Annotated in this window: 20 protein-coding genes; 9 read left to right on the forward strand and 11 right to left on the reverse strand. The window is 41.9% G+C overall.

The window, feature by feature from the left end; translation table 11 throughout:
* The first annotated feature begins 31 nt into the window (after positions 1–31).
* Both hmgA and maiA read left to right on the forward strand, forming a co-directional pair.
* On the forward strand, positions 32–1,327 hold the full coding sequence (gene hmgA, locus GDK41_RS17495; protein WP_152087767.1) for a homogentisate 1,2-dioxygenase: 1,296 nt from the start codon (positions 32–34) through the stop codon (positions 1,325–1,327).
* A gap of 66 nt (positions 1,328–1,393) precedes the next feature.
* Positions 1,394–2,020 carry a maleylacetoacetate isomerase gene (gene maiA / locus GDK41_RS17500; protein ID WP_152087768.1) on the forward strand — a complete coding sequence of 209 codons (627 nt, stop codon included), beginning with the start codon at positions 1,394–1,396 and terminating at the stop codon, positions 2,018–2,020.
* 2 nt (positions 2,021–2,022) lie between these two features.
* Here maiA and GDK41_RS17505 read toward each other — a convergent pair whose 3' ends face one another.
* The gene (locus tag GDK41_RS17505) at positions 2,023–2,253 is read right to left on the reverse strand and encodes a TIGR02647 family protein (RefSeq protein ID WP_152087769.1); all 231 of its coding nucleotides are present in this window, start codon (positions 2,251–2,253) and stop codon (positions 2,023–2,025) included.
* A 96-nt stretch (positions 2,254–2,349) separates the two neighbouring features.
* Between GDK41_RS17505 and GDK41_RS17510 the strand changes: the two genes are divergently transcribed.
* Positions 2,350–2,640, forward strand: coding sequence for a DUF1496 domain-containing protein (locus tag GDK41_RS17510; RefSeq protein WP_152087770.1), 291 nt, complete (start codon positions 2,350–2,352; stop codon positions 2,638–2,640).
* A 25-nt stretch (positions 2,641–2,665) separates the two neighbouring features.
* Complete coding sequence (locus tag GDK41_RS17515) at positions 2,666–2,911, forward strand: VF530 family DNA-binding protein (protein WP_152087771.1); 246 nt, start codon at positions 2,666–2,668, stop codon at positions 2,909–2,911.
* A gap of 16 nt (positions 2,912–2,927) precedes the next feature.
* Here the strand turns inward: GDK41_RS17515 and GDK41_RS17520 are convergent, their stop codons facing one another.
* The 3 genes from GDK41_RS17520 to GDK41_RS17530 all read right to left on the reverse strand — a co-directional run bounded on the left by GDK41_RS17520 (position 2,928) and on the right by GDK41_RS17530 (position 5,962).
* Positions 2,928–3,626 carry a substrate-binding periplasmic protein gene (locus GDK41_RS17520; RefSeq protein ID WP_152087772.1) on the reverse strand — a complete coding sequence of 233 codons (699 nt, stop codon included), beginning with the start codon at positions 3,624–3,626 and terminating at the stop codon, positions 2,928–2,930.
* 133 nt (positions 3,627–3,759) lie between these two features.
* Complete coding sequence (locus GDK41_RS17525) at positions 3,760–4,872, reverse strand: arginase family protein (RefSeq protein ID WP_152087773.1); 1,113 nt, start codon at positions 4,870–4,872, stop codon at positions 3,760–3,762.
* 310 nt (positions 4,873–5,182) lie between these two features.
* Positions 5,183–5,962, reverse strand: a complete 780-nt coding sequence (locus GDK41_RS17530) for a DUF2189 domain-containing protein (RefSeq protein WP_152087774.1) — start codon at positions 5,960–5,962, stop codon at positions 5,183–5,185.
* A 153-nt stretch (positions 5,963–6,115) separates the two neighbouring features.
* On the opposite strand from GDK41_RS17530, the gene udp reads away from it, so the two are divergent.
* Entirely contained in the window at positions 6,116–6,871 is a 756-nt protein-coding gene (gene udp, locus GDK41_RS17535; protein WP_152087775.1) for a uridine phosphorylase, read from the forward strand.
* A gap of 55 nt (positions 6,872–6,926) precedes the next feature.
* Here the strand turns inward: udp and cdd are convergent, their stop codons facing one another.
* The 3 genes from cdd to ppc form a co-directional block, all read right to left on the reverse strand.
* Positions 6,927–7,793 carry a cytidine deaminase gene (cdd, locus tag GDK41_RS17540; RefSeq protein ID WP_152087776.1) on the reverse strand — a complete coding sequence of 289 codons (867 nt, stop codon included), beginning with the start codon at positions 7,791–7,793 and terminating at the stop codon, positions 6,927–6,929.
* A gap of 45 nt (positions 7,794–7,838) precedes the next feature.
* Complete coding sequence (locus GDK41_RS17545; protein ID WP_152087777.1) at positions 7,839–8,207, reverse strand: hypothetical protein; 369 nt, start codon at positions 8,205–8,207, stop codon at positions 7,839–7,841.
* Between the two features lie 225 nt (positions 8,208–8,432).
* Positions 8,433–11,066, reverse strand: coding sequence for a phosphoenolpyruvate carboxylase (gene ppc / locus GDK41_RS17550; RefSeq protein ID WP_152087778.1), 2,634 nt, complete (start codon positions 11,064–11,066; stop codon positions 8,433–8,435).
* Between the two features lie 120 nt (positions 11,067–11,186).
* On the opposite strand from ppc, the gene GDK41_RS17555 reads away from it, so the two are divergent.
* The 4 genes from GDK41_RS17555 to GDK41_RS17570 all read left to right on the forward strand — a co-directional run bounded on the left by GDK41_RS17555 (position 11,187) and on the right by GDK41_RS17570 (position 13,852).
* Positions 11,187–11,570: a thiol-disulfide oxidoreductase DCC family protein gene (locus tag GDK41_RS17555; RefSeq protein WP_152087779.1), complete on the forward strand. Its 384-nt coding sequence runs from the start codon at positions 11,187–11,189 to the stop codon at positions 11,568–11,570.
* Positions 11,563–12,285, forward strand: a complete 723-nt coding sequence (locus GDK41_RS17560) for a short-chain dehydrogenase (RefSeq protein WP_152087780.1) — start codon at positions 11,563–11,565, stop codon at positions 12,283–12,285. Before GDK41_RS17555 ends, GDK41_RS17560 begins: the two co-directional genes overlap by 8 nt.
* Before the next feature lie 25 nt (positions 12,286–12,310).
* The gene (locus GDK41_RS17565) at positions 12,311–12,973 is read left to right on the forward strand and encodes a flavin reductase family protein (protein ID WP_152087781.1); all 663 of its coding nucleotides are present in this window, start codon (positions 12,311–12,313) and stop codon (positions 12,971–12,973) included.
* 141 nt (positions 12,974–13,114) lie between these two features.
* On the forward strand, positions 13,115–13,852 hold the full coding sequence (locus tag GDK41_RS17570) for a tetratricopeptide repeat protein (protein WP_152087782.1): 738 nt from the start codon (positions 13,115–13,117) through the stop codon (positions 13,850–13,852).
* Positions 13,853–13,943: 91 nt separating this feature from the next.
* Here GDK41_RS17570 and GDK41_RS17575 read toward each other — a convergent pair whose 3' ends face one another.
* The 4 genes from GDK41_RS17575 to GDK41_RS17590 form a co-directional block, all read right to left on the reverse strand.
* Complete coding sequence (locus tag GDK41_RS17575) at positions 13,944–14,291, reverse strand: hypothetical protein (RefSeq protein ID WP_152087783.1); 348 nt, start codon at positions 14,289–14,291, stop codon at positions 13,944–13,946.
* 227 nt (positions 14,292–14,518) lie between these two features.
* On the reverse strand, positions 14,519–15,946 hold the full coding sequence (locus GDK41_RS17580; RefSeq protein ID WP_152087784.1) for an aldehyde dehydrogenase family protein: 1,428 nt from the start codon (positions 15,944–15,946) through the stop codon (positions 14,519–14,521).
* Between the two features lie 66 nt (positions 15,947–16,012).
* Positions 16,013–17,455, reverse strand: a complete 1,443-nt coding sequence (locus tag GDK41_RS17585; RefSeq protein WP_152087785.1) for an SLC13 family permease — start codon at positions 17,453–17,455, stop codon at positions 16,013–16,015.
* A 160-nt stretch (positions 17,456–17,615) separates the two neighbouring features.
* Positions 17,616–19,475, reverse strand: coding sequence for a M28 family metallopeptidase (locus tag GDK41_RS17590; RefSeq protein WP_172971668.1), 1,860 nt, complete (start codon positions 19,473–19,475; stop codon positions 17,616–17,618).
* Positions 19,476–19,520: the final 45 nt, after the last annotated feature.

Below are 19,520 nucleotides of genomic sequence, written 5' to 3' on the forward strand. Positions count from 1 at the left end.
CTTGTTTGCATCTACTAAGGAGCGACAAATTATGAGCAACGATTTTCAATACCTAACAGGCTTTGGTAATGAGTTTGAAACCGAAGCGTTACCTGGCGCATTACCAATTGGTCAGTTTTCACCACAAAAAGTAAAATACGACCTGTACGCAGAACAATATAATACAACCGCGTTTACAGCGCCCCGTGCAGATAACCGCAGAAACTGGTTTTACCGTATTCGTCCATCAGTAGTACAAGGCGATTATCAAGCTATGGACAATGGCCTGTTGCGCACAGCACCTATTACTGAAGTACCAACACCCCCAACTATGCTGCGTTGGAACCCGATAGAGGTTCCAGCAGAAAAAACAGATTTTATTGATGGCTTAGTCACTATGGCTGCAAACGGCAGTGCCAATGGCCAAGCAGGTATCGGGATTCACGTGTATGTAGCGAACGCTTCAATGGAAGGCCGTTACTTCTACAATGCAGACGGTGAGTTCTTATTTGTACCTCAGCAAGGTGAGCTAGTGCTACACACCGAGTGCGGTAAATTAGCGCTACGTCCAGGTGAAATCGCCGTTATTCCTCGCGGTATCAAGTTCTCTGTTGAATTGCTCAGTGAGCAAGTTCGTGGTTATATCTGTGAAAACTATGGTCACCCGCTTATTCTTCCTGAGCGTGGCCCAGTTGGAGCTAACGGCTATACTAACGAGCGTGATTTCCAATACCCTGTTGCTGCATTTGAAGATAAAGAAGGCGACTTCGAACTCGTTGCGAAGTTTAACGGTAACTTATTCCGCTGTGATATCGGTCACTCTCCGCTAGACGTTGTTGCATGGACGGGTAACAGTGCACCATACAAATATGATTTAGCGCGCTTTAACGTGATGAATACGGTAAGCTTTGATCACCCAGATCCGTCAATCTTTACTGTACTAACGTCGCCTTCTGGCACAGCGGGTGTAGCGAACGTTGACTTTGTTATTTTCCCACCGCGTTGGATGGTGGCAGAAGACACATTCCGTCCTCCTTACTATCACCGTAATATCATGAGTGAATTCATGGGGTTAATTGAAGGTGTATACGACGCTAAAGAGCACGGCTTTGTACCAGGTGGCATGAGCTTACATAACTGCATGTCTCCACACGGCCCTGAAGCAGATGTGTTTGAAAAGGCATCAAATGCGGAGCTTGAGCCACAACGTTATGAAAATACTTTGGCGTTTATGTTTGAGTCACGCTATGTCATTTCACCAACTAAGTATGCGCTTGAAGGCAAAGAGCGTCAGCAAAATTACTTAGATTGTTGGAAAGGCATTAAAAAATACTATAAAGGCGCGTAACATAACGCTTACCAAAATGCTAAGGCACTCTTTTGAGTGCCTTTTGTCGTGATTAAGGAACAAACTATGAAACTCTATACCTACTTTCGCTCATCAGCAGCATACCGTGTTCGCATCGCTTTGAATCTAAAAAATATTGACCATGAACTGGTTGCGGTAAATCTATTAAAATCTGAACAGCAAAGCGAGGCATACACCAGTAAAAACCCGCAGGGGCTATTACCTGCCCTTGAAACAGAGCAAGGTGTTCTGGCTCAGTCACTAGCTATTTTAGAGTGGCTAGAAGAAACACACACTGACACGCCACTTTTACCTAATGATCCTTGGCAGAAAGCTCAAGTTCGTAATTTTTGCTATGCCATAGCCTGTGATATTCACCCTATCGATAATTTACGTGTGCTTAAATATTTAAGCCAAGAGTTAAACGTTGATGATGAGCAAAAAAGTACGTGGTACCGTCATTGGGTGATCGAAGGATTTAAAAAGCTTGAACCAATGCTAGGTGATAGCAAGTTTTGTTTTGGTGATACACCAACCCTTGCTGATGTATGCCTAGTGCCGCAAGTGTTCAACGCATTGCGTTTTAAAGTAGATATGGCTCCTTTTCCTAAAATCGCTGCTATTTATGAGCGCTGTAATCAGTTATCTGCATTCAGCGATGCTGCGCCAGAGAATCAACCTGACGCACAATAGTCTCACTGCAATGCACAATGCACTTGGTCTAAATGCGAGATCAAGTCTAAGCCCAGATCGGTAAGATAACCACCATCTGGGCTATCAATAATTCCTTTATCATACAGCCTCTGCGCTGCGTCAATTAAACTTTGCTCTGCATCACTATGTATTTTTATACCTTGATGCATACTGGTTCGTGGAAATTTAGCTAACAATGTAAGCTCTGCCATCATATTTTGATCAAACGCCATTGCGATCCCCTTCTTTTGTTTTTATCTTGTTATAGTTACTCTTGCAAAGCGCATAACTGCTTTATTTATAGATTAGCCAACTCTGGGAGTTCTGCCATGAAATCACCTGTTTATATCACTTTAAGTGTTTTATTAATAACAGCAACTTATTCGTTTGCCGTTGATTCGAATCATGAAAAAGTCACATTGCTGGAGACACCACAGCGCGTATGTTGGTATCAAGGCGAACAGTACAGCGAGGGTGCTTTAATCAAACAGTTTGACTTACTATTTATTTGTAGTCATAAATACAGCAATCAACCACAAAGTCAGTTGGTATGGCTAAAAGCAAACAAAGAAGGCCAACCCATTAGGCTGGACCCAACAAAGACAATCAGGGTAAACTAAGCGCTTTTATAGTTAGAGTGGTCTCATGACGCAACAGCAGCCAAATAATCCATTACATGGTGTAAAGCTAGAAGACATTATTATTAAACTTGAGCAAGAGCTTGGCTGGCAGGCAATGGGTGAAGCTATCAACATTCGATGTTTTACTCATGATCCTAGCGTAAAATCTAGTTTAAAATTTTTACGAAAAACGCCTTGGGCAAGAGAAAAAGTTGAACAGCTTTATCTTGATACATTCCATGGCTTTGTTTGGCCATCAATAAAAAAGTAAATATTTAACTGAGCTTCTACTTCTGATAGAGCGCTTTATACGCTTCGACGATTTTTTCTTTAGTTCTCGGTGCTAGCGCTTTATTACAAGCAAAATAAAGCTGTGCACCAAAGTTTTTCAGTGTATATTTTTTTTCTAATAGAGAGGTCTTACGTTCTGTTGTTCTCTTATGCTCAAACTGCACATCACTCAAAATAACCAGATCCACAAAGCCCTTTCTTGTTGCAAGCAGCTCAAAAACATTATCAAAACTTGAGATCATAATTAGGTGCCTATCCTCTTCAAAGCCCCGCTCTTTTAAATACAAATGACTGAAGTTTTGCCTTATAACGGCTGTTTTATATTGCAAAGCGTCATCTAACTTTTCGATGTTGTATTTTTTAGAACGCAAGCCATAAAAAGAGGTGGTGAAACCGCTGATTGGAAATAGCCAATCAAAAAGCTTTTCTCTGGAGTCAGAGCGCGCAATTGAAAAAATACAACTATTGGGGTTTCGTTGGGCCGCATTGTAAGATACCGACCATTGATTGACACTGAATGTATAGTCCACTTCCGCTTTATTCAAAACGGCTTTGATTTTCTCTGCAGCTGATCCAACTAACACACCTTCATGATTAGTGTATTGAAAATCTGGGAAATCCTCCGTCATGACGTTGAGCGTGTTTGCATTGGATGCAAAACAAACAAAACTCAAAACCAATAACCATAAACGCATTCAGTAACTACCTGTAACCATGTGAACTAAAAGAAAATATAGCGCATTTGGCACAATTAGAACAGAAATGATACAAAAACGACTGCTTAAGTGAAGCCGTCGTTTTTGTATTACTGATTACTGAGATAGAAAGTTATGAGTTATTAATCGCATCTATTAAAAATGCCGATATTTTTGCACCTTCTCGCAGAGTGGTCTCTGAACTTGTTTGACCCACTAACGAACTGTCTGTAAACGGAGCAATTTCCATCATGTCAGCCCCTGTGATTGGAAACTCTGCTCTAAGCGCATTGAGTATCGTCAATGCCTCATCAGGTGTCATACCGTTCCCCTCTGGCGTGCCTGTTGCAGAGGCAAACTCTTCATCTAATGCATCAATATCAAAGCTTACATATAGTTCATCAACGTTGTCGGATTTTAATTGTGCTATCACCTGCTGCGCAATTGTTTGTGCACCCTGCTCACGAATTTCATGAGCCCAATGCTGTTTCACCCCAAATGTTGACTCCCAATGTGCTTTATCCTTGCCACTCGAGCGAATACCAAACTGGATCAGATGGTGAGGAGCAGGTAAAAACTCTAGAATATGTGTGCACCAAGAGCCAAAACATAAGTCAATACCCAAGCGCTCCACCAACAAATCAGTATGGGCATCAAAATGGATTATAGCAGTACGTTTGCCACTATCACGCTTGGCTTTTAAATACGACTTGGTTAAAGGGTAACTAATTGAATGGTCGCCACCAATTCCGAATATACCTTTATCTGGGTGTTGTTGATAAAAGCCATCACAAACATCTTCAGTGATTGATAATGGTGATACGTAATACTCACTGTTTTCATTGTGGTAAAGTGCTTTTTGACAGTTACTTATGGTCGCTTCATTTAAGTATTTATCATGTAATAAATGAGGGATAACGCGAACATCACCTAGGTCAAACGCGCTTACTTGTGGCTGTTGCTCTATCAAGGTTGAGCGCAAAAAGAGTGGTCCCCAATTGGCACCTCTTAAAATACCGCCACCACAGTCAGAACTGATCCCAAGTATTGCCGCCTTGTACTCACTTTGCTCTAAGTTTTCCAACGAGGCTTTCCACAGAGCATCAACCCCTTCAGTTTGACCGTACAGCTTAGTCCTCAATGCGTCTTTTCTTTCTTTGGCTGTGTTGACAGTAAAAACACCGTCTCCAGGGGGACACAAACAGTGCTCAAGTTTTTGTATAAATTGTTGTTTTGTACTCGCCATGTGAAGCCTCCAAAGATAATAACTTTTGCATATTAATGCGCTTTACTATTTTTTTACTCTGCGTCATTCCCATATAAATCAACGCACACTAGCTTGAATGTAAAGGGTTAATGAATTTATGAACAAAAAATAAATTTTAATAATAAACAATACGTTATGAATAGTAATTAGTTCATAAAGTATCTATCGCGCAGTAATAAATCCAAACTTAACGGAGGTATAACATCGTGGTTGTTAATGTCAACCACGGTGGCAGTGGGTCGCCTGCAACACCGTGGTTTTATATTCATAACTCATGAATAGTTACGGTTTATTCGTAACCTCTTGGCTTTTTAGTTTTTATAATAGCGATATAGCCATGCCAACTCGCATAGCTCAACAATGGCATGATAATAATAAAGCCAGCCGTGCCTGTTAAAAACCCTAGCAGCACAAGCAGCACTATTAACGCACACCACACAACCATAGCGCTTACATTCGTTTTAACAGCGTGCATTGAACTAATCACCGCCGTCATAATATCGACTCTACGCTCCATCATTATTTGTGGGGTAAAGGCTGAAATTGCAAATACAGCCGCCATCAGCACGCCACCCACCAGCGTACCTAAGGTTAAAAATGCCGATAACTGCTCAAATGTAGGATCAGTTACATTGGGGTACAGTGCATGGATCAGCGCAGCCAAGCGCATCCAAATTATCATGATGACCATCAGTAAAATAGCAAAGCCCCATTCACCAGCGGGATTTCTAAACATTGATTTGAGACTGTGTCTAAACGTTGGTGTGTGGCCTTTTTCTAATTCCCATGCAACATCATAAAGGCCCGCAGCAAAGGCTGGACCAATCAATGCAAAAGCAACCGCTGCTGGTAAAATCACTAAATGAGTGCCTGATTGATACACGAGCCACATTATTGTGGCCGGGATAATAGTAAAAACTAAACCATAAACCAAACTCAAGATTGGCGCTCGAGTCATGTCTTTAAATGCAAGAGCAAGCCAATGAAAAGCGGCAAATGTTCCTATTTTGTTACTTTCAAAGCAACGCGCAAATTCTGTATTTTTATCAATTGGTGGAGATGCTGGCATAATAAGTCCTCTTATATTGCTACACTTAAGGTTTAGAAGATCAAACTTAAAGATGCAAGTAAGCGCAGAACTGAGACAAAAATAGGACATCCGTCCTGTACTTTGAGTCCAGTAATAATAAACATTACGCTTTAGATAAAAATAAGGTTTACTATGGATAAGGTATTTCATTTAGGGCTAGATAAACAGGCACTAAACGGCGCAACTCTGGCAATTGTACCGGGCGATCCTGAGCGTGCAAAACGCATTGCGCACAAGCTAAACGACCCTATCTGTTTAGCCCAAACTCGTGAATTTCATGTCTACAGAGCCACACTTAACAACCACTCTGTTGTAATTTGCTCAACGGGTATTGGTGGTCCATCTACTTCCATAGCTGTAGAAGAGTTGGCTCAATTAGGTATTCGTACTTTCTTACGCATTGGTACAACAGGCGCAATACAACCCCATATAAATGAGGGCGACGTTTTAGTTAGCACAGCTTCCGTCAGGTTAGACGGTGCAAGTCAGCATTTTGCTCCTTTAAGTTACCCTGCTGTTTCAGACTTTCACTGTACACAAGCAATGGTGAATGCGTGTGAACAGTTAGATATCCCGCACCATATCGGTATAACTGCTTCTAGTGATACATTTTACCCAGGCCAAGAACGTTACGATACCTACTCAGGCTATGTAAACAAAGCATTTCAAGGTAGTTGCGAAGAGTGGCAAAAGTTAAATGTCATGAACTATGAAATGGAGTCAGCGACACTATTTACGATGTGCGCGGCTTTAGGCCTAAAAGCGGCTTGTGTGGCGGGCGTACTTGTTAACAGAACTCGTCAGGAGATCCCAACAGTTGACCACGCAAAAGTCGAACATGACTCTGTTGCGGTCGTGATCAAAGCTGCTGAATTACTTCTTAAATAACTTTTAAGTTAAAGGCCTCTGTATACAGAGGCCCTAAAAACACAATGACCAGCATTTAGTTAAGCTTTGCAGTAATATAGTTAGGCTTAATGTCTGCGTTATAACTCGCTAAAACAGCCTCAGCAACTGCTGTTTGATTCTCAAGTCCATCGCTTTGCACTAAAGTAACCTCACATATACCCGCCTGCTCTACAGTTAGTCCTGCAAGTGCGAGCTGACTTAATGCACTTTGCATTGGTGATAAACTAGGGTTATAGGCTGCGTTCTCGGCGTAGCGACCATAAAAATTACCATGAGATGCAGTGCATATTTCAACTGCTGATAAGTTTTTAGAATAAGGAGCGTAGGCGCGTTGTAAGTGAGACTTTAACTGCTCACTGATCTCACTCGACAAATCAGTGATTGCTAACGCACTGCTGTCAAGTAAGCGCGCAGAATTTCCAAGCTCTTGCGGGCCGAATGCACTTGGCAATAACTCATGCAAGTGTGTGTTTAAGCTTGGCAACATGATCTTGAGCTGTTTAGCTGTGGATAGTTCATTCATAAATTGACGGCAATGACCACACGGTGCATCAGTGATTGCCATCGCACTGACCTCTTTTGCACCATTTAGCCATGCATTATTTATTGCTGACTGCTCAGCATGAACGACGAGGCATAAGGCCTGATGAGAAAACTCTAAATTGGCACCTAGATATGCATTTCCACTAATTTTATCGTAGGCGACTGCGCCAACATTAAAATGCGAGATCGGTGCCACAGAAAATGTTGCGGCTACAGGAAGTAAGGCTTTGAGCAACGCATCCATATCGCAATCTAGTTGCTGTTGTAGGTCGCTTAGTTGTTCTTTTGAAAAATAACCGCGTGTATGCTTTGCTTGGCGTTGTAATTGTTTTAATTGTTGCGGATTAAATACTGCCATTATTGGGAACATAATTGATTAATGGCAGCACAGTTTAAGCAGAATCTATAAATTACACAACCATTGCTTTGCAGATTTAAAGCATTCGAAGTTTTCTGCATTGACGTTGTAACGCTTTGCTTTTTGTAAAATTAAGTCGTGCATGTATCCCTCGAAACCCACTACTCTTGCTACAGTGAAATCGCGCAAATAATGTGCAACCTTTGGCATAAAATCAACAATATCAATCGCAGCAAAGCGGTGCTCTACCTCACTCAAGTCAATTAATATTTTTGAACTGTTATGAGCTTTAGCGTAGTCATTGGCGATTCGATAAACACTCACAACATCATCGGCGCTAACGCAACCGCGCAACGTCATTAAGATTAACGATGTCGTATCATCATATGTGATACTAGTAGACAGTGTTGACATTGGACCTCAATTATAATTGCAAAAAAGCTTAGCTTCGCTAGCTCGAACATAAAACAACCAACTGGTATAACCAGTCGAACGATTTTATTTAAATGCAGACCGAAGTCAATAAAATTAATCAAAAACACCTACTAAAAACAAAAAACCAACCCTAAAGGATTGGTTTTTACTCTACTATCAGCAAAACAGCCAAAGTGAACATTAAAGCTGCTTTTGTTTGCTCGTCTAACCAGTATTTCGCATACCTGCAGCAATACCTGTCATCGTGATCATTAATGCGTTATCAATGTCATCACTGTGTCCGGAGCGAGCTCGATTGAGTAGCTCAACTTGCAGCACATTAAGTGGATCGGTGTAAGGGTTTCGCAGCGCAATAGACTCTTTTATCCAAGGTTGAGCAGACAACAACGTTGAGTCAGGCGCAAGACGTTGAACGAGGTCACGAGCTTGGCTCAACTCATCTCTAAGCTTTTTGCCCAAAGGTTTATAATCGTCATCGACTAACCCTTTCTCATAGTGTTCGCTTAACCAGCTATCCGCTTTGCAAAATACCATCTCTAGCATCTCTAGCCGAGTTCTAAAAAATGGCCAACGCTCACTCATTTCTTTTAATGTTTGCTCTGAATAAGTCTCAACAGCGGCACTTAAACCTTGTAAAGCACCTAACCAAGCAGGCAGCATGAGTCTGTTTTGACTCCACGCAAAAATCCAAGGTATTGCACGTAGACTCTCCACTCCCCCATTCGGATTACGCTTTGCGGGTCTGGAGCCCAATGGCAACTTGGCCAACTCCACTTCTGGCGTTGCCATTCTAAAGTACGGAACAAATTGCGGGTTTTCTCTGACAATACTGCGATAATGTTCGCACGAAGCGCTGCTGATCAGCTCCATAACCTCCTGCCAGCTAGCTTCTGGTTGAGGCGGAGGCAATAGATTACTCTCAATAATCGCACCACTGTATATAGCTAAGCTCTGGATCGCTACTTTTGGTAAACCAAATTTAAAGCGGATCATTTCACCTTGCTCAGTCACTCGCAAACCATTTTTTAATGAACCAGGAGGCTGAGAACGTAAAGCTTGCGCTGCTGGCGCACCACCACGACCTATCGTACCGCCGCGACCATGGAATAAAATAAGCTCGATATCTTGTTGCTCACAAATGTCGACTAGTTTCTCCATGGCACTATATTGGGCCCAACCAGCGGCCATCATTCCCGCATCTTTTGCAGAGTCTGAGTAGCCAATCATCACAAACTGTTTGCGATTTATATGCTGTCGATACCATGATTGAGCAAACAGCTCTGTCATTACCTGTGCACTGCGATTTAAGTCATCTAAAGTTTCAAATAAAGGCGCAACAGGTAATTTAAATTTGCAACCACTTTCTTGCAGTAATAACTCAACCGCCAATACATCAGACGCATTTTGCGCCATTGAAATGATATATATACCCAATGCATGTTCATCTTGATTGGCTATCACTGCAAATGTATCTAATACTTCTTGCACATTGCTGCTGGGCTGCCAATGTTTTGGTATCAAAGGCCTGCGAGAGTTTAACTCTGCCAATAAAAACGCTTGTTTATCTTGCTCCGACCAATCAGCGTACTTTCCAAGCCCTAAATACCCAGTCAACTCACTAAACACCTCCGTATGGCGCGCAGAATCTTGACGAATATCGAGTTTACATAAATTAATACCAAAACAATTTAAGCGTCTGATCACATCTAGTAATAATCCATTGGCAATAACATGCATGTTCACATTGCACAAAGATCGATATATCAGCTCTAAAGGCGCTTTAAGTTGAGAAACTTGCGTAATTTTATCTTGCTTTTTGGTTGGTTCATTTTTGATTTTGTGTTCGAGTGCAAAAATTGTTTCGCTAACTTGCGCTTTGAGTAATTTTAGTAAATAGCGATACGGTTCACTTTGCTCTGAAACATACTCCTTAAGCTCGTCACTTGCGCAATGCATTGACAGCTCAGCACCCAGCTTATCTAAATCTCGATAATACAGATCCAGCGCCATCCAACGGCCATGGTCAAGTACGGTTTGAGTGATTTGTGCTGTCACAAAAGGGTTACCATCTCGATCTCCGCCCATCCATGACGTGAAAGCGACGGGTGAAAAGTCCTCTGGTAACTTAAGAGCTAATATCTCCTCACTGTAGCTGTGAAATTGACGAATAAACTCAGGGACTGCATGCCAAAGGCTATTTTCAATAACAGCGAAACCCCACTTTGCTTCGTCTAATGGCGTAGGTCGCTTGCCCCGTATATCGTTGGTATGCCAAGCTTGGCAAATCAGCTGCTCAATTCTGTCAAGCAAGTAGGCCTGGTGGTGATCATCTAAAACATGTAGCTCTAGCGCCTCTAAACATTCACTCAATTCAACATGCTTACTAATTATGGTGCGTCTAGTAACTTCGGTAGGGTGAGCTGTAAGTACCAAGTCCATCTTTAAGTTTGCAATAACCTGCGCAACTTGGTTCAAGTTCAGCGAGCCATCGTCTACGTTTGCTTTAAGCTGTGTTAACGTACTTTTTAAAGTACTTAGCATTCCATCTGGCGCGCCTTGCTTTGATATCGTATGAAACTGCTCAGCTACATTGGCCAAATTTAAGAAGTGATTAAAAGCGCGAGCGACCGGCAATAGCTCTTCATCGGTCAAGCCATGGAGTGTATCAATAAGTAAGGCGCGGTCTTGCTCATTACCATTACGAGATGACTTAGATAATTTACGAATTTGCTCCACTTTATCGAGCACTTTTTGACCTTGGGCCTGTTTTATCGTTTTTCCTAACAGTTCACCTAACATACTGACGTTAGTACGTAACGTTTGATATTGCTCAGTCATGATGCATCCTTTGTCTAGATTTTATACTACTCACTATACCGAGATTAATTCGATTTACGAGCGATCTCTTTTTATCTGTTAACCGTAAACTAATGTATCAAAGTTAAAGTTAGACGTGACATGAAAATATTTTATGATAGCCAATGCCCGTTGTGTGTAGCAGAGATGAAAAGCTTGCAATCCTATGATCAACAGGGCTGCATTACGCTTGTTGATTTGCATGATGAGCGCTTTCCCGAGCAATATCCTGATATCGATAGAAACCAAGCACTTAAAGTACTTCATCTGCAAGACTGCGAAGGCACAGTGTGGTTCGGCTTAGACGCCACCTATCAAGCATGGAAAGCTGTTGGCAAACACCGATGGCTTAAAGTATTGCGTATTGTGCCCATCCGCTGGGCAGCAGATTGGTGTTATCTATTTTTTGCCAAGCATCGCATTGCAATTTCGAAAGTATTAATGCCTAACCAGTGTGCGCGTTCTGGGTGTAACATCAATGAGTAACACAACAATTATCATCATTGGCGCTAACGGTGAAATTGCCAAAGCGTTTATGCATGAGCAAAGAATAAAGTACCCTCACCACACATTGATAACCATCAGTCGCGGGCCTTTTGAGCAACTAGATGCTCATCATGAGCATTTTTTATGCGACAACTCAGAGCAAAGCATCAACAACCTAGCACCCCAAATAGAATCACACATAGCCAACGCGCAAAGCGTGACCATTTTCAATGGGCAATTGCATAATGACAAGTTTGTACCAGAAAAACGCCTAGAAGATATGAGTGAGCAATATCTAATTTGGCTTTTTAAAACGAATACCATCACTCCCATGCTTTGGCTAAAAGCCATAGGACAACGCTTGACCAACCAAAGCCGTTGCGTCATTACCGTATTAAGTGCCCGGGTGGCAAGTATAGACGACAATCAACTTGGTGGTTGGTATAGCTACAGAGCCAGTAAAACTGCTTTGAACATGGCAGTCAAAACGGTATCTATAGAGCTTGCTAGGCGAGCGAAACACTGCAAATGTGTTTTATTTCATCCGGGTACTACCGACAGCAGCTTATCTAAGCCATTTCAAAAAAATGTACCCGAAGGCAAGCTATTCACGCCTCAATTTGTTGCACAGCAGCTTAGTCATTTAATTACAACTAGAGTGGTAGATGGGCAAGTTGACTACATCGACTGGCAAGGAAAAACAATTAATTGGTAATGAGTTCAATTCATAAAGGTATCGCATGCACTTTTCAAAACAACATATCGACGCATTAGACAAACAAACCCGTGTTCATTTGATTAACTCTTTGTCAGGGTTTAAAAGCGCGAATCTCATTGGCACAGCCGACAAGCAAGGTAAAGAGAACTTGGCTATCGTAAGCTCGGTATTTCACCTTGGTGCCAACCCACCTCTGATTGGCATGATTATGCGGCCACACTCAGTACCGAGACACACATTAGAAAACATTTTAGAAACTGGCCATTACACCATAAACCATATACATACAGAAATTGTTGAAAAAGCGCATCAAACATCAGCGCGGTATGACAAAGCGATTTCAGAATTTTCGGCTGTAGGGCTAACGCCACAATACCATGAACCATGCATGGCACCTTTTGTGAAAGAGAGCAAATTAAAAATTGCGGTAACACTTAAAAGCACTCAAACAATCGAGCTGAATCAAACCGAACTCGTTATTGGTGAGATAACTGATATTTATTTAGAAGACGACGCAGCGTATTGCCACGATGGGTTCTTAGACTTAGAGCAGTTACAAACAGTGGCCATTAGTGGCCTTGATAGATATCACACAACGTCAGGCCTTACTCGGTTGAGCTACGCTAAAGTCGACAACCCACTTCAAACACTGCCGATTAAAGCGCATAAAAAATATAACTCTTAGCAATAGCAATCTTTTCTTGCACTTAGTTTACTAATAATGGTCCAATGTAATACATTAGCTTTATTTATCGCTTTAACACTAGCATGAGGTTTAAGCGGTTTCACTTAGCACCAAACATTGTCAAATAATAGGAGACGTAACATGTGGCACAAAAAACTAAAAGTTGCCCTATGTGTCGGTATGTTGGCATGGGCATTACCAAGTAACGCAGGTTTAGAAGAAGGTATCGAAGCTGCCAATAAAGGTGACTTTGAAGTTGCATTGAAGGAGTTTAGATACCTAGCAGACATGGGGTATGGTCCTGGGATCTACGAGTTAGCTAAAATGTATGAAGGTGGCTACGGTGTGCCTAAAGATTTAAGAAAAGCCGCCCAGCTATTTCAAGATGCTGTCAATACTGGTGTTGCTGACGCAATGTTTTCATTAGCCGTCATGTATGAACAAGGAAATGGGGTTAAACAAGACAAGCAAAGAGCCGTTGAGTTATATACCCGTGCTGCAAAGAAAAACTTGGCAGCTGCTCAGTTTAACTTAGGTGTAATGTATACCAATGGTGATGGGGTAATTAAAGACTATCATACCGCGATGGATTGGTACGAAAAAGCGGCTGCAAGTAATTACACACTAGCACAATTCAATTTAGCGCTAATGTACTATCAGGGTTTAGGTGTAAGCAAAAATATCGAGAAGTCTTTTATATGGAACACGATTGCCGAATATAATGGCAGCCAACAAGCCGCTGAAAGTCGCCAGCTCGATGAAAAACAGCTATCTCCGTCACAAATAGAGCGCGCAACTGAAAAAGCGACTGAAATATATTATAAAATTCAAGCTCGTAAGTATATTCCAGAAGTAAGGCCTCGTAAAGCTGCTTACTAAAGCCCAAGCGTTGCATTAAAGGCTAGCTCATATCAGCTTTGTATTTTGGCTAACCAACGCCAAAACAAGAAATTGAGATGAGCTAGCACAATTAACGACAATAACTGGGTGGGTTTTCATTCCATACCCAACGTCGTCTTGCTTCCCATACACATCTATTTGGATCTTGTACTGTTCTAGTTCTTGTTGTATGTTCTGTGCGGTCTAAATCCCACCAAAGGTAAGTAGATGGACACGAGACATGGCCGTCTAACGTGTTACTCACACTATTTGGTGCACCTTGGTTTGGATAATCAGTGTAATAATGACAAACAGTCACAGGGTAACTTTGCTCAACAGAGCAGTTTTTTACATAATATGTTTCCCAATATCCACATTCATCCGCGACAGCTGTGCCCGATAAAAAGAGCATTGAAACTGATAATAAAGCTTTTTTCATAACCTTCTCCTTTTTCCTTGTTTTACTTTATCTATTCCCACGTAGGTACATCCTAACCCGTCCAGCAGGAATATCAGATTAACAAAAATGACACCGCTGTCAATAAAGTTAAGCTGTATATATCTTAAACATTTTGGCTGCTCTATAAATTTACAAAAATAGTGATATGAGCTCGAACTTCAAGGCACTATGAGCTCATGAGGATGTGACGAAAAGTGGATATACGCTCACTTCAGCATAAGCTTTTTAACCAAATAAGTAAGGACCTTAGATTGCTTTAGCATCAAGTGGGTACGAAGCCTGGTCTTTTTATTGCTGTGCAGTATGCTCTTTGCGTGACTGAGTTGTATAAAACCCTCTTTGGCATGATACTGACCCATTCCTGAGTGCCCTACGCCACCAAAAGGAATATCCTCTGCAGTAACTTGAAGTACCGTTTCATTAATAGCCAATGTGCCAGTACGCAGCGTTTTACTCACTTTATTTATCAATGACGTATCATCGCTAAATAAGTAAGTCGCTAATGGCCTTTCATGCAACTCAACGTATTGTATTGCTTCGTCTACATTATCAACGACCATTATTGGTAAGATAGGACCGAAGATCTCGCTTTGCATCACTTGCATTGACGAGCTTGGATTGATCACAAGGTGCAACCCCATGCGCTGAGGTGCATCTTGCGAAGGTAACGATGGCCATATCGTCGCTCCCTTACTTTTTGCATCCACCAGCAGCTCGTTTAGTCGAGCAAACTGCCTTGAATTAATTATGCTGGATATTTTTTCGTCATGCTCTTTGTTTGGGTAGTTAAGCGTATATTGCGCCTTTAGCTCTTTAATTAACCCTTCAAACTGCGGTTTAGTCACTACTACATAATCTGGTGCAACACATATTTGTCCGCAATTGAGAAGTTTACCAAATAAAATTGCTTTAGCGGCGTGCTTCAAATCAGCATCATCAGCAATGATCACAGGAGATTTGCCACCTAACTCTAAAGTCACTGGCACCAAATTTTGTGCGGCTGAAGCCATGACTTTTTTACCAATTTCAGTAGCACCTGTAAAAAACAAATGGTCAAACTTCAACTGTGAAAACGCATTAGCTACATGATGGTCTCCCTCAACAATTACGCAATGTTCACAGAGCCCAACAAACATTTTTTTTATTACTTGGTTTACCTGTGGCGTAAACTCGCTAAGCTTCAGCATAACTCTGTTGCCCGCAGCCAGCGCAGTAGCAACTGGCAATAATGCTAGCTGAATTGGATAATTCCATGGCGAGATAACCCCGACTACTCCTTTTGGTACATAGTGCACCGACGCTTTTGAAGGCCATAACATCATTCCAGCGCTACGTTTTTGGGGTTTCATCCAACCTTTTAAGTGGCCACACATATATTTCAGTGCATTGACCGTAGGAATGATATCTCCAAATACAGAGTCAAACTCTGTGCGACCATTAAAGTCACTTCGAGCAGCAGCAACCAATTCATCCTGATGTGCGACCAAAGCCTGCTGAAGTGTTTTAAGCAGTTTGACTCGCGTTTGAGTGTCTTGATACGGCTGCTGTGAAAAAGCCACCTGCAGTGCCATCAACTGCTTGTTTAATTCACTGAGCTGTTCAACTTGCATCGAATACATATCCTTTTTAATCATTGGATTAATATATCAAGCGAGCACTATCACGCAACATACTTGAGCCGAATGAAGAGCCTCATAGTTTTAATAGCCAAACAACCAAGCTCCAACGGTCATTGTTAGTATCGTGATCAATACTATCGCAATAATATTCATAGCAAATCCTGCTTTAACCATATCACTTATTTTTAACTCACCAGAGCCAAAAACAATCGCATTGGGGGGCGTTGCTACCGGCATCATAAACGCACAACTCGCTGCCATTGCAGCTGGAATAACCCAAATCAAAGGCGTGCCCGCAACTTGTTCAGCGATAGGTCCCAGCAACGGTAAAAAGCCCGCCGCAGTGGCTGTATTACTAGTTAGTTCAGTTAAAAAGCAGATTAACGCACTAACCAATAATACGCCAACAATGATTGGAACGAGCGATGCACCTGCCAAAGAGTTTGCTACATAGTCTGCAAGCCCCGAACCTTTAATTTGAGCTGCTAAAGTAAGCCCGCCACCAAACAATAGTAATATGCCCCAAGGGAGCTTATTTGCTGACTCCCAGTCCATGATACGCTGTTGAGGCTGACCTGACGGTAATACAAATAACAGCAATGCGGCTGCAACAGCAATACCGGTATCCGTAATATTTAAACCTGTCCACATAGCTAAATAAGGGCGCAATATCCAGCTCAAGGCTGCAAATACGAATACCCCAAACACGTTTTTTTCTGCGATGGACATGTTGCCCAAAGCGCTCAGTTGCCCTTTAAATAGACACTCTAGATCAGCCTCTGAAGAAGTCGCCTTTACTTTAAACGCAAACCGCACTAACCATATCCAGCAAAGTACTATCATCAGCACACAGAACGGTACTGCCAATACCATCCACTGGGCAAAACCAATTTTGATTTGGTAACTTTCCCACAAAAATGCTGCCATCAAGGCATTGGGAGCTGTGCCAATAATAGTGCCTACGCCACCAATGCTGGCGCTATAAGCAATGGCTAACAGCAAGGCTTTACCATAGTTCTCGCAATTTCCGCCATTATCACGCAGAACATGTATTACAGATAAAGCAATCGGTAGCATCATCAATGTAGTGGCGGTGTTGTTTATCCACATAGATAAAAAACCGCTAACTAACATCATGGCTAATATTTGTACTTTGGCATTGTTACCGCAGCGTAACATGGTATGAAGCGCAATTCGCCGATGCAATTGCCACTTTTCCATCGCAATAGAAATTAAAAATCCGCCTAGAAACAAAAATATTAAAGGGTGCGCGTACAAACTCGTTGCTGACTTAATATCATTAATGCCAGCTAGAGGAACAGCAATAATGGGTACTAGCGAGGTAACAGGGATAGGAACCACTTCACTCACCCACCAAATTGCTAACCAAATCGCTAGCCCCGCAGTTCGCCAAGCCTCTGGAGGTAACCCAGCAGGCGCTTCTGTTAGGCAGGTAATTAAAAATAAGCTTGGCGCTAATAACAGTAACAGTGTATTAGAATTATTATTGATTGTTTTATTCATATATATCGCAAAAGAGTTAAGGCTTATCTATAGGGTAATTTAACATTTTGGACAGAGTATGAAGCAGAGCAAGAACGACAACAAGATGTAAGGTAAATAAATCGTTAAGTAGAATAGGGGCACCAAAAGCGCCCTATCCTAATAAACAAACCGTGCGCAGCTATTGAGCGTTAATTGTCAATGTAACGCCGCTACTGGCGTTATAGCCTTTAAGGCCAATGTACCAAGTACCCGATGCTGGGGCATCAAAACTACATGATTCACTATTGCCATTTTTGAATGGGCGACAGTCATATACATTGTCTGATACCGCGGTTGCATGCTTAACATACAAGTCTATATCACCTGTGCCCCCAGAGGTACTTACTGTAAAGTTAGAATGTCCGGCCTCTAGAACTTGCTCAAAGTTAAGCCAAGCACCGCGATTAACACTCAAGTTAGTCTCTTTGCGATTAATGGGAGTTGGTCCATCACCAATGGCTTGATAACTTCCCGTAAGGCTAACACCGCTTATTTGGTTCCAAGCTTCAACCATTACATGATAAGTCCCCGTTTGTGCATTTGAGATGATACAACTTTCGTTACTCGATGACGTTGTGCTTTTACAGTCATAACTTTGCAAAGTTGGTTTTGAATCAAATTTAACATAAAGGTCCGCATCGCCAGTACCACCCGAGGTAACGAATTTCAGCCCAGTGCTATTTGCAGGAACATCGAGCGTAAAGAATAGCTGTTGTTTTGCAGCACCAGAGATACCTGTTTTTGCAACTCCGTTTTTGAGTTTGTTATTTGGTTCGGGATCAACACTTCCCGCATCTTTTGCCAACTCAGCCAAGTATGTCACTGCCAATTTAGCGAATTTAACTGAATGCTCAGCATCAAACTCAGTATCGTTGACGGTATGGATCTTTCTATTAATGTCAGACATAGACGATTCAAATGGCATCGATGCCGCATAGCCTTGTTGGTACCATGAAGCATGATCTGAGCATCCATAGCCACATTGGTCGAAGCCATAACTTATCGTTGGTAAGTAAGTATCAATTAACTGGCCTAAAAATTGATTTTGCGCGCCATTGGTATAATCGGTCATCATTACAATGTCTTGCGTGCTACCGTTTCTGCCAGACATATCAAATTGCACCATACCAACCACGTTCTTGTTTTGCGATTTATATGCTTGTGCAATGGCTTTTGAACCTCTTAAACCCACTTCTTCAGCTGCATAACCCATAATTTGAATGGTACGCTTTGGCTTAAAGTCACTTGCTACAATAGCGCGCAAAGCTTCGGATAAAACAGCGATACCAGAGGCATTATCATCTGCACCTGGCGCTCTACCAGAGCTTGGACTTGATGAATTGATAGAATCTAAATGGCCACCAATTACAACTATTTCATCTGGTTTTTCAGCGCCTGGAATTGTGACAATCACCGATGACTGAGACCAGCTGTGATTATAATACTCTACCGTAATATCACTTCTAGATGCACTAAGTTGCTCCCAGTGACCCTTTATCCATTGCGCCGCATCAACGCCGGTTTGTTGCGTATAATAACGGTTATGAAACCCTGTCAGCGTATTAACGGTATTAGTTAGATTGCTTGCAAAAACATATCCCAGTAGGCTATTCACTCTCTCAGGATTATCAATGGTATAATCGACCAGTAATGGTGTGATAGCGCCCTTATCTACTTCAGCTAATTGTGCTAAATACTGTTGCGCTTCTTGATATGAGCTATGCGCCACAAAACCGCCACAGCGGTGGTAGTTATCGTGCATAAACGCACTTAGCTCCCCAACCATCCCCTGATTTATGTGCATTAAATCTGCATTTAATTGCCCACTTGCCTGCGTATTTACCGACAAGCCACTCATCATGCTTTTCAGTTGGTAATGTTTAGCAGCATGTGGGTCAATGGTCACCCAAATTTTTTCATCGCTTTGCATATCTGCTTTTGCCACAAAGCCAGCGATTAAGCTGGCTCCAACTAAGGGCAACGTTATTGCTTTATACATGTTGTTTTCCTTTATGGTTGCATAAGAAAGGGAGCAACAGGTTGC

This window comes from Pseudoalteromonas sp. A25, from assembly GCF_009176705.1.
GTDB lineage: Bacteria > Pseudomonadota > Gammaproteobacteria > Enterobacterales > Alteromonadaceae > Pseudoalteromonas.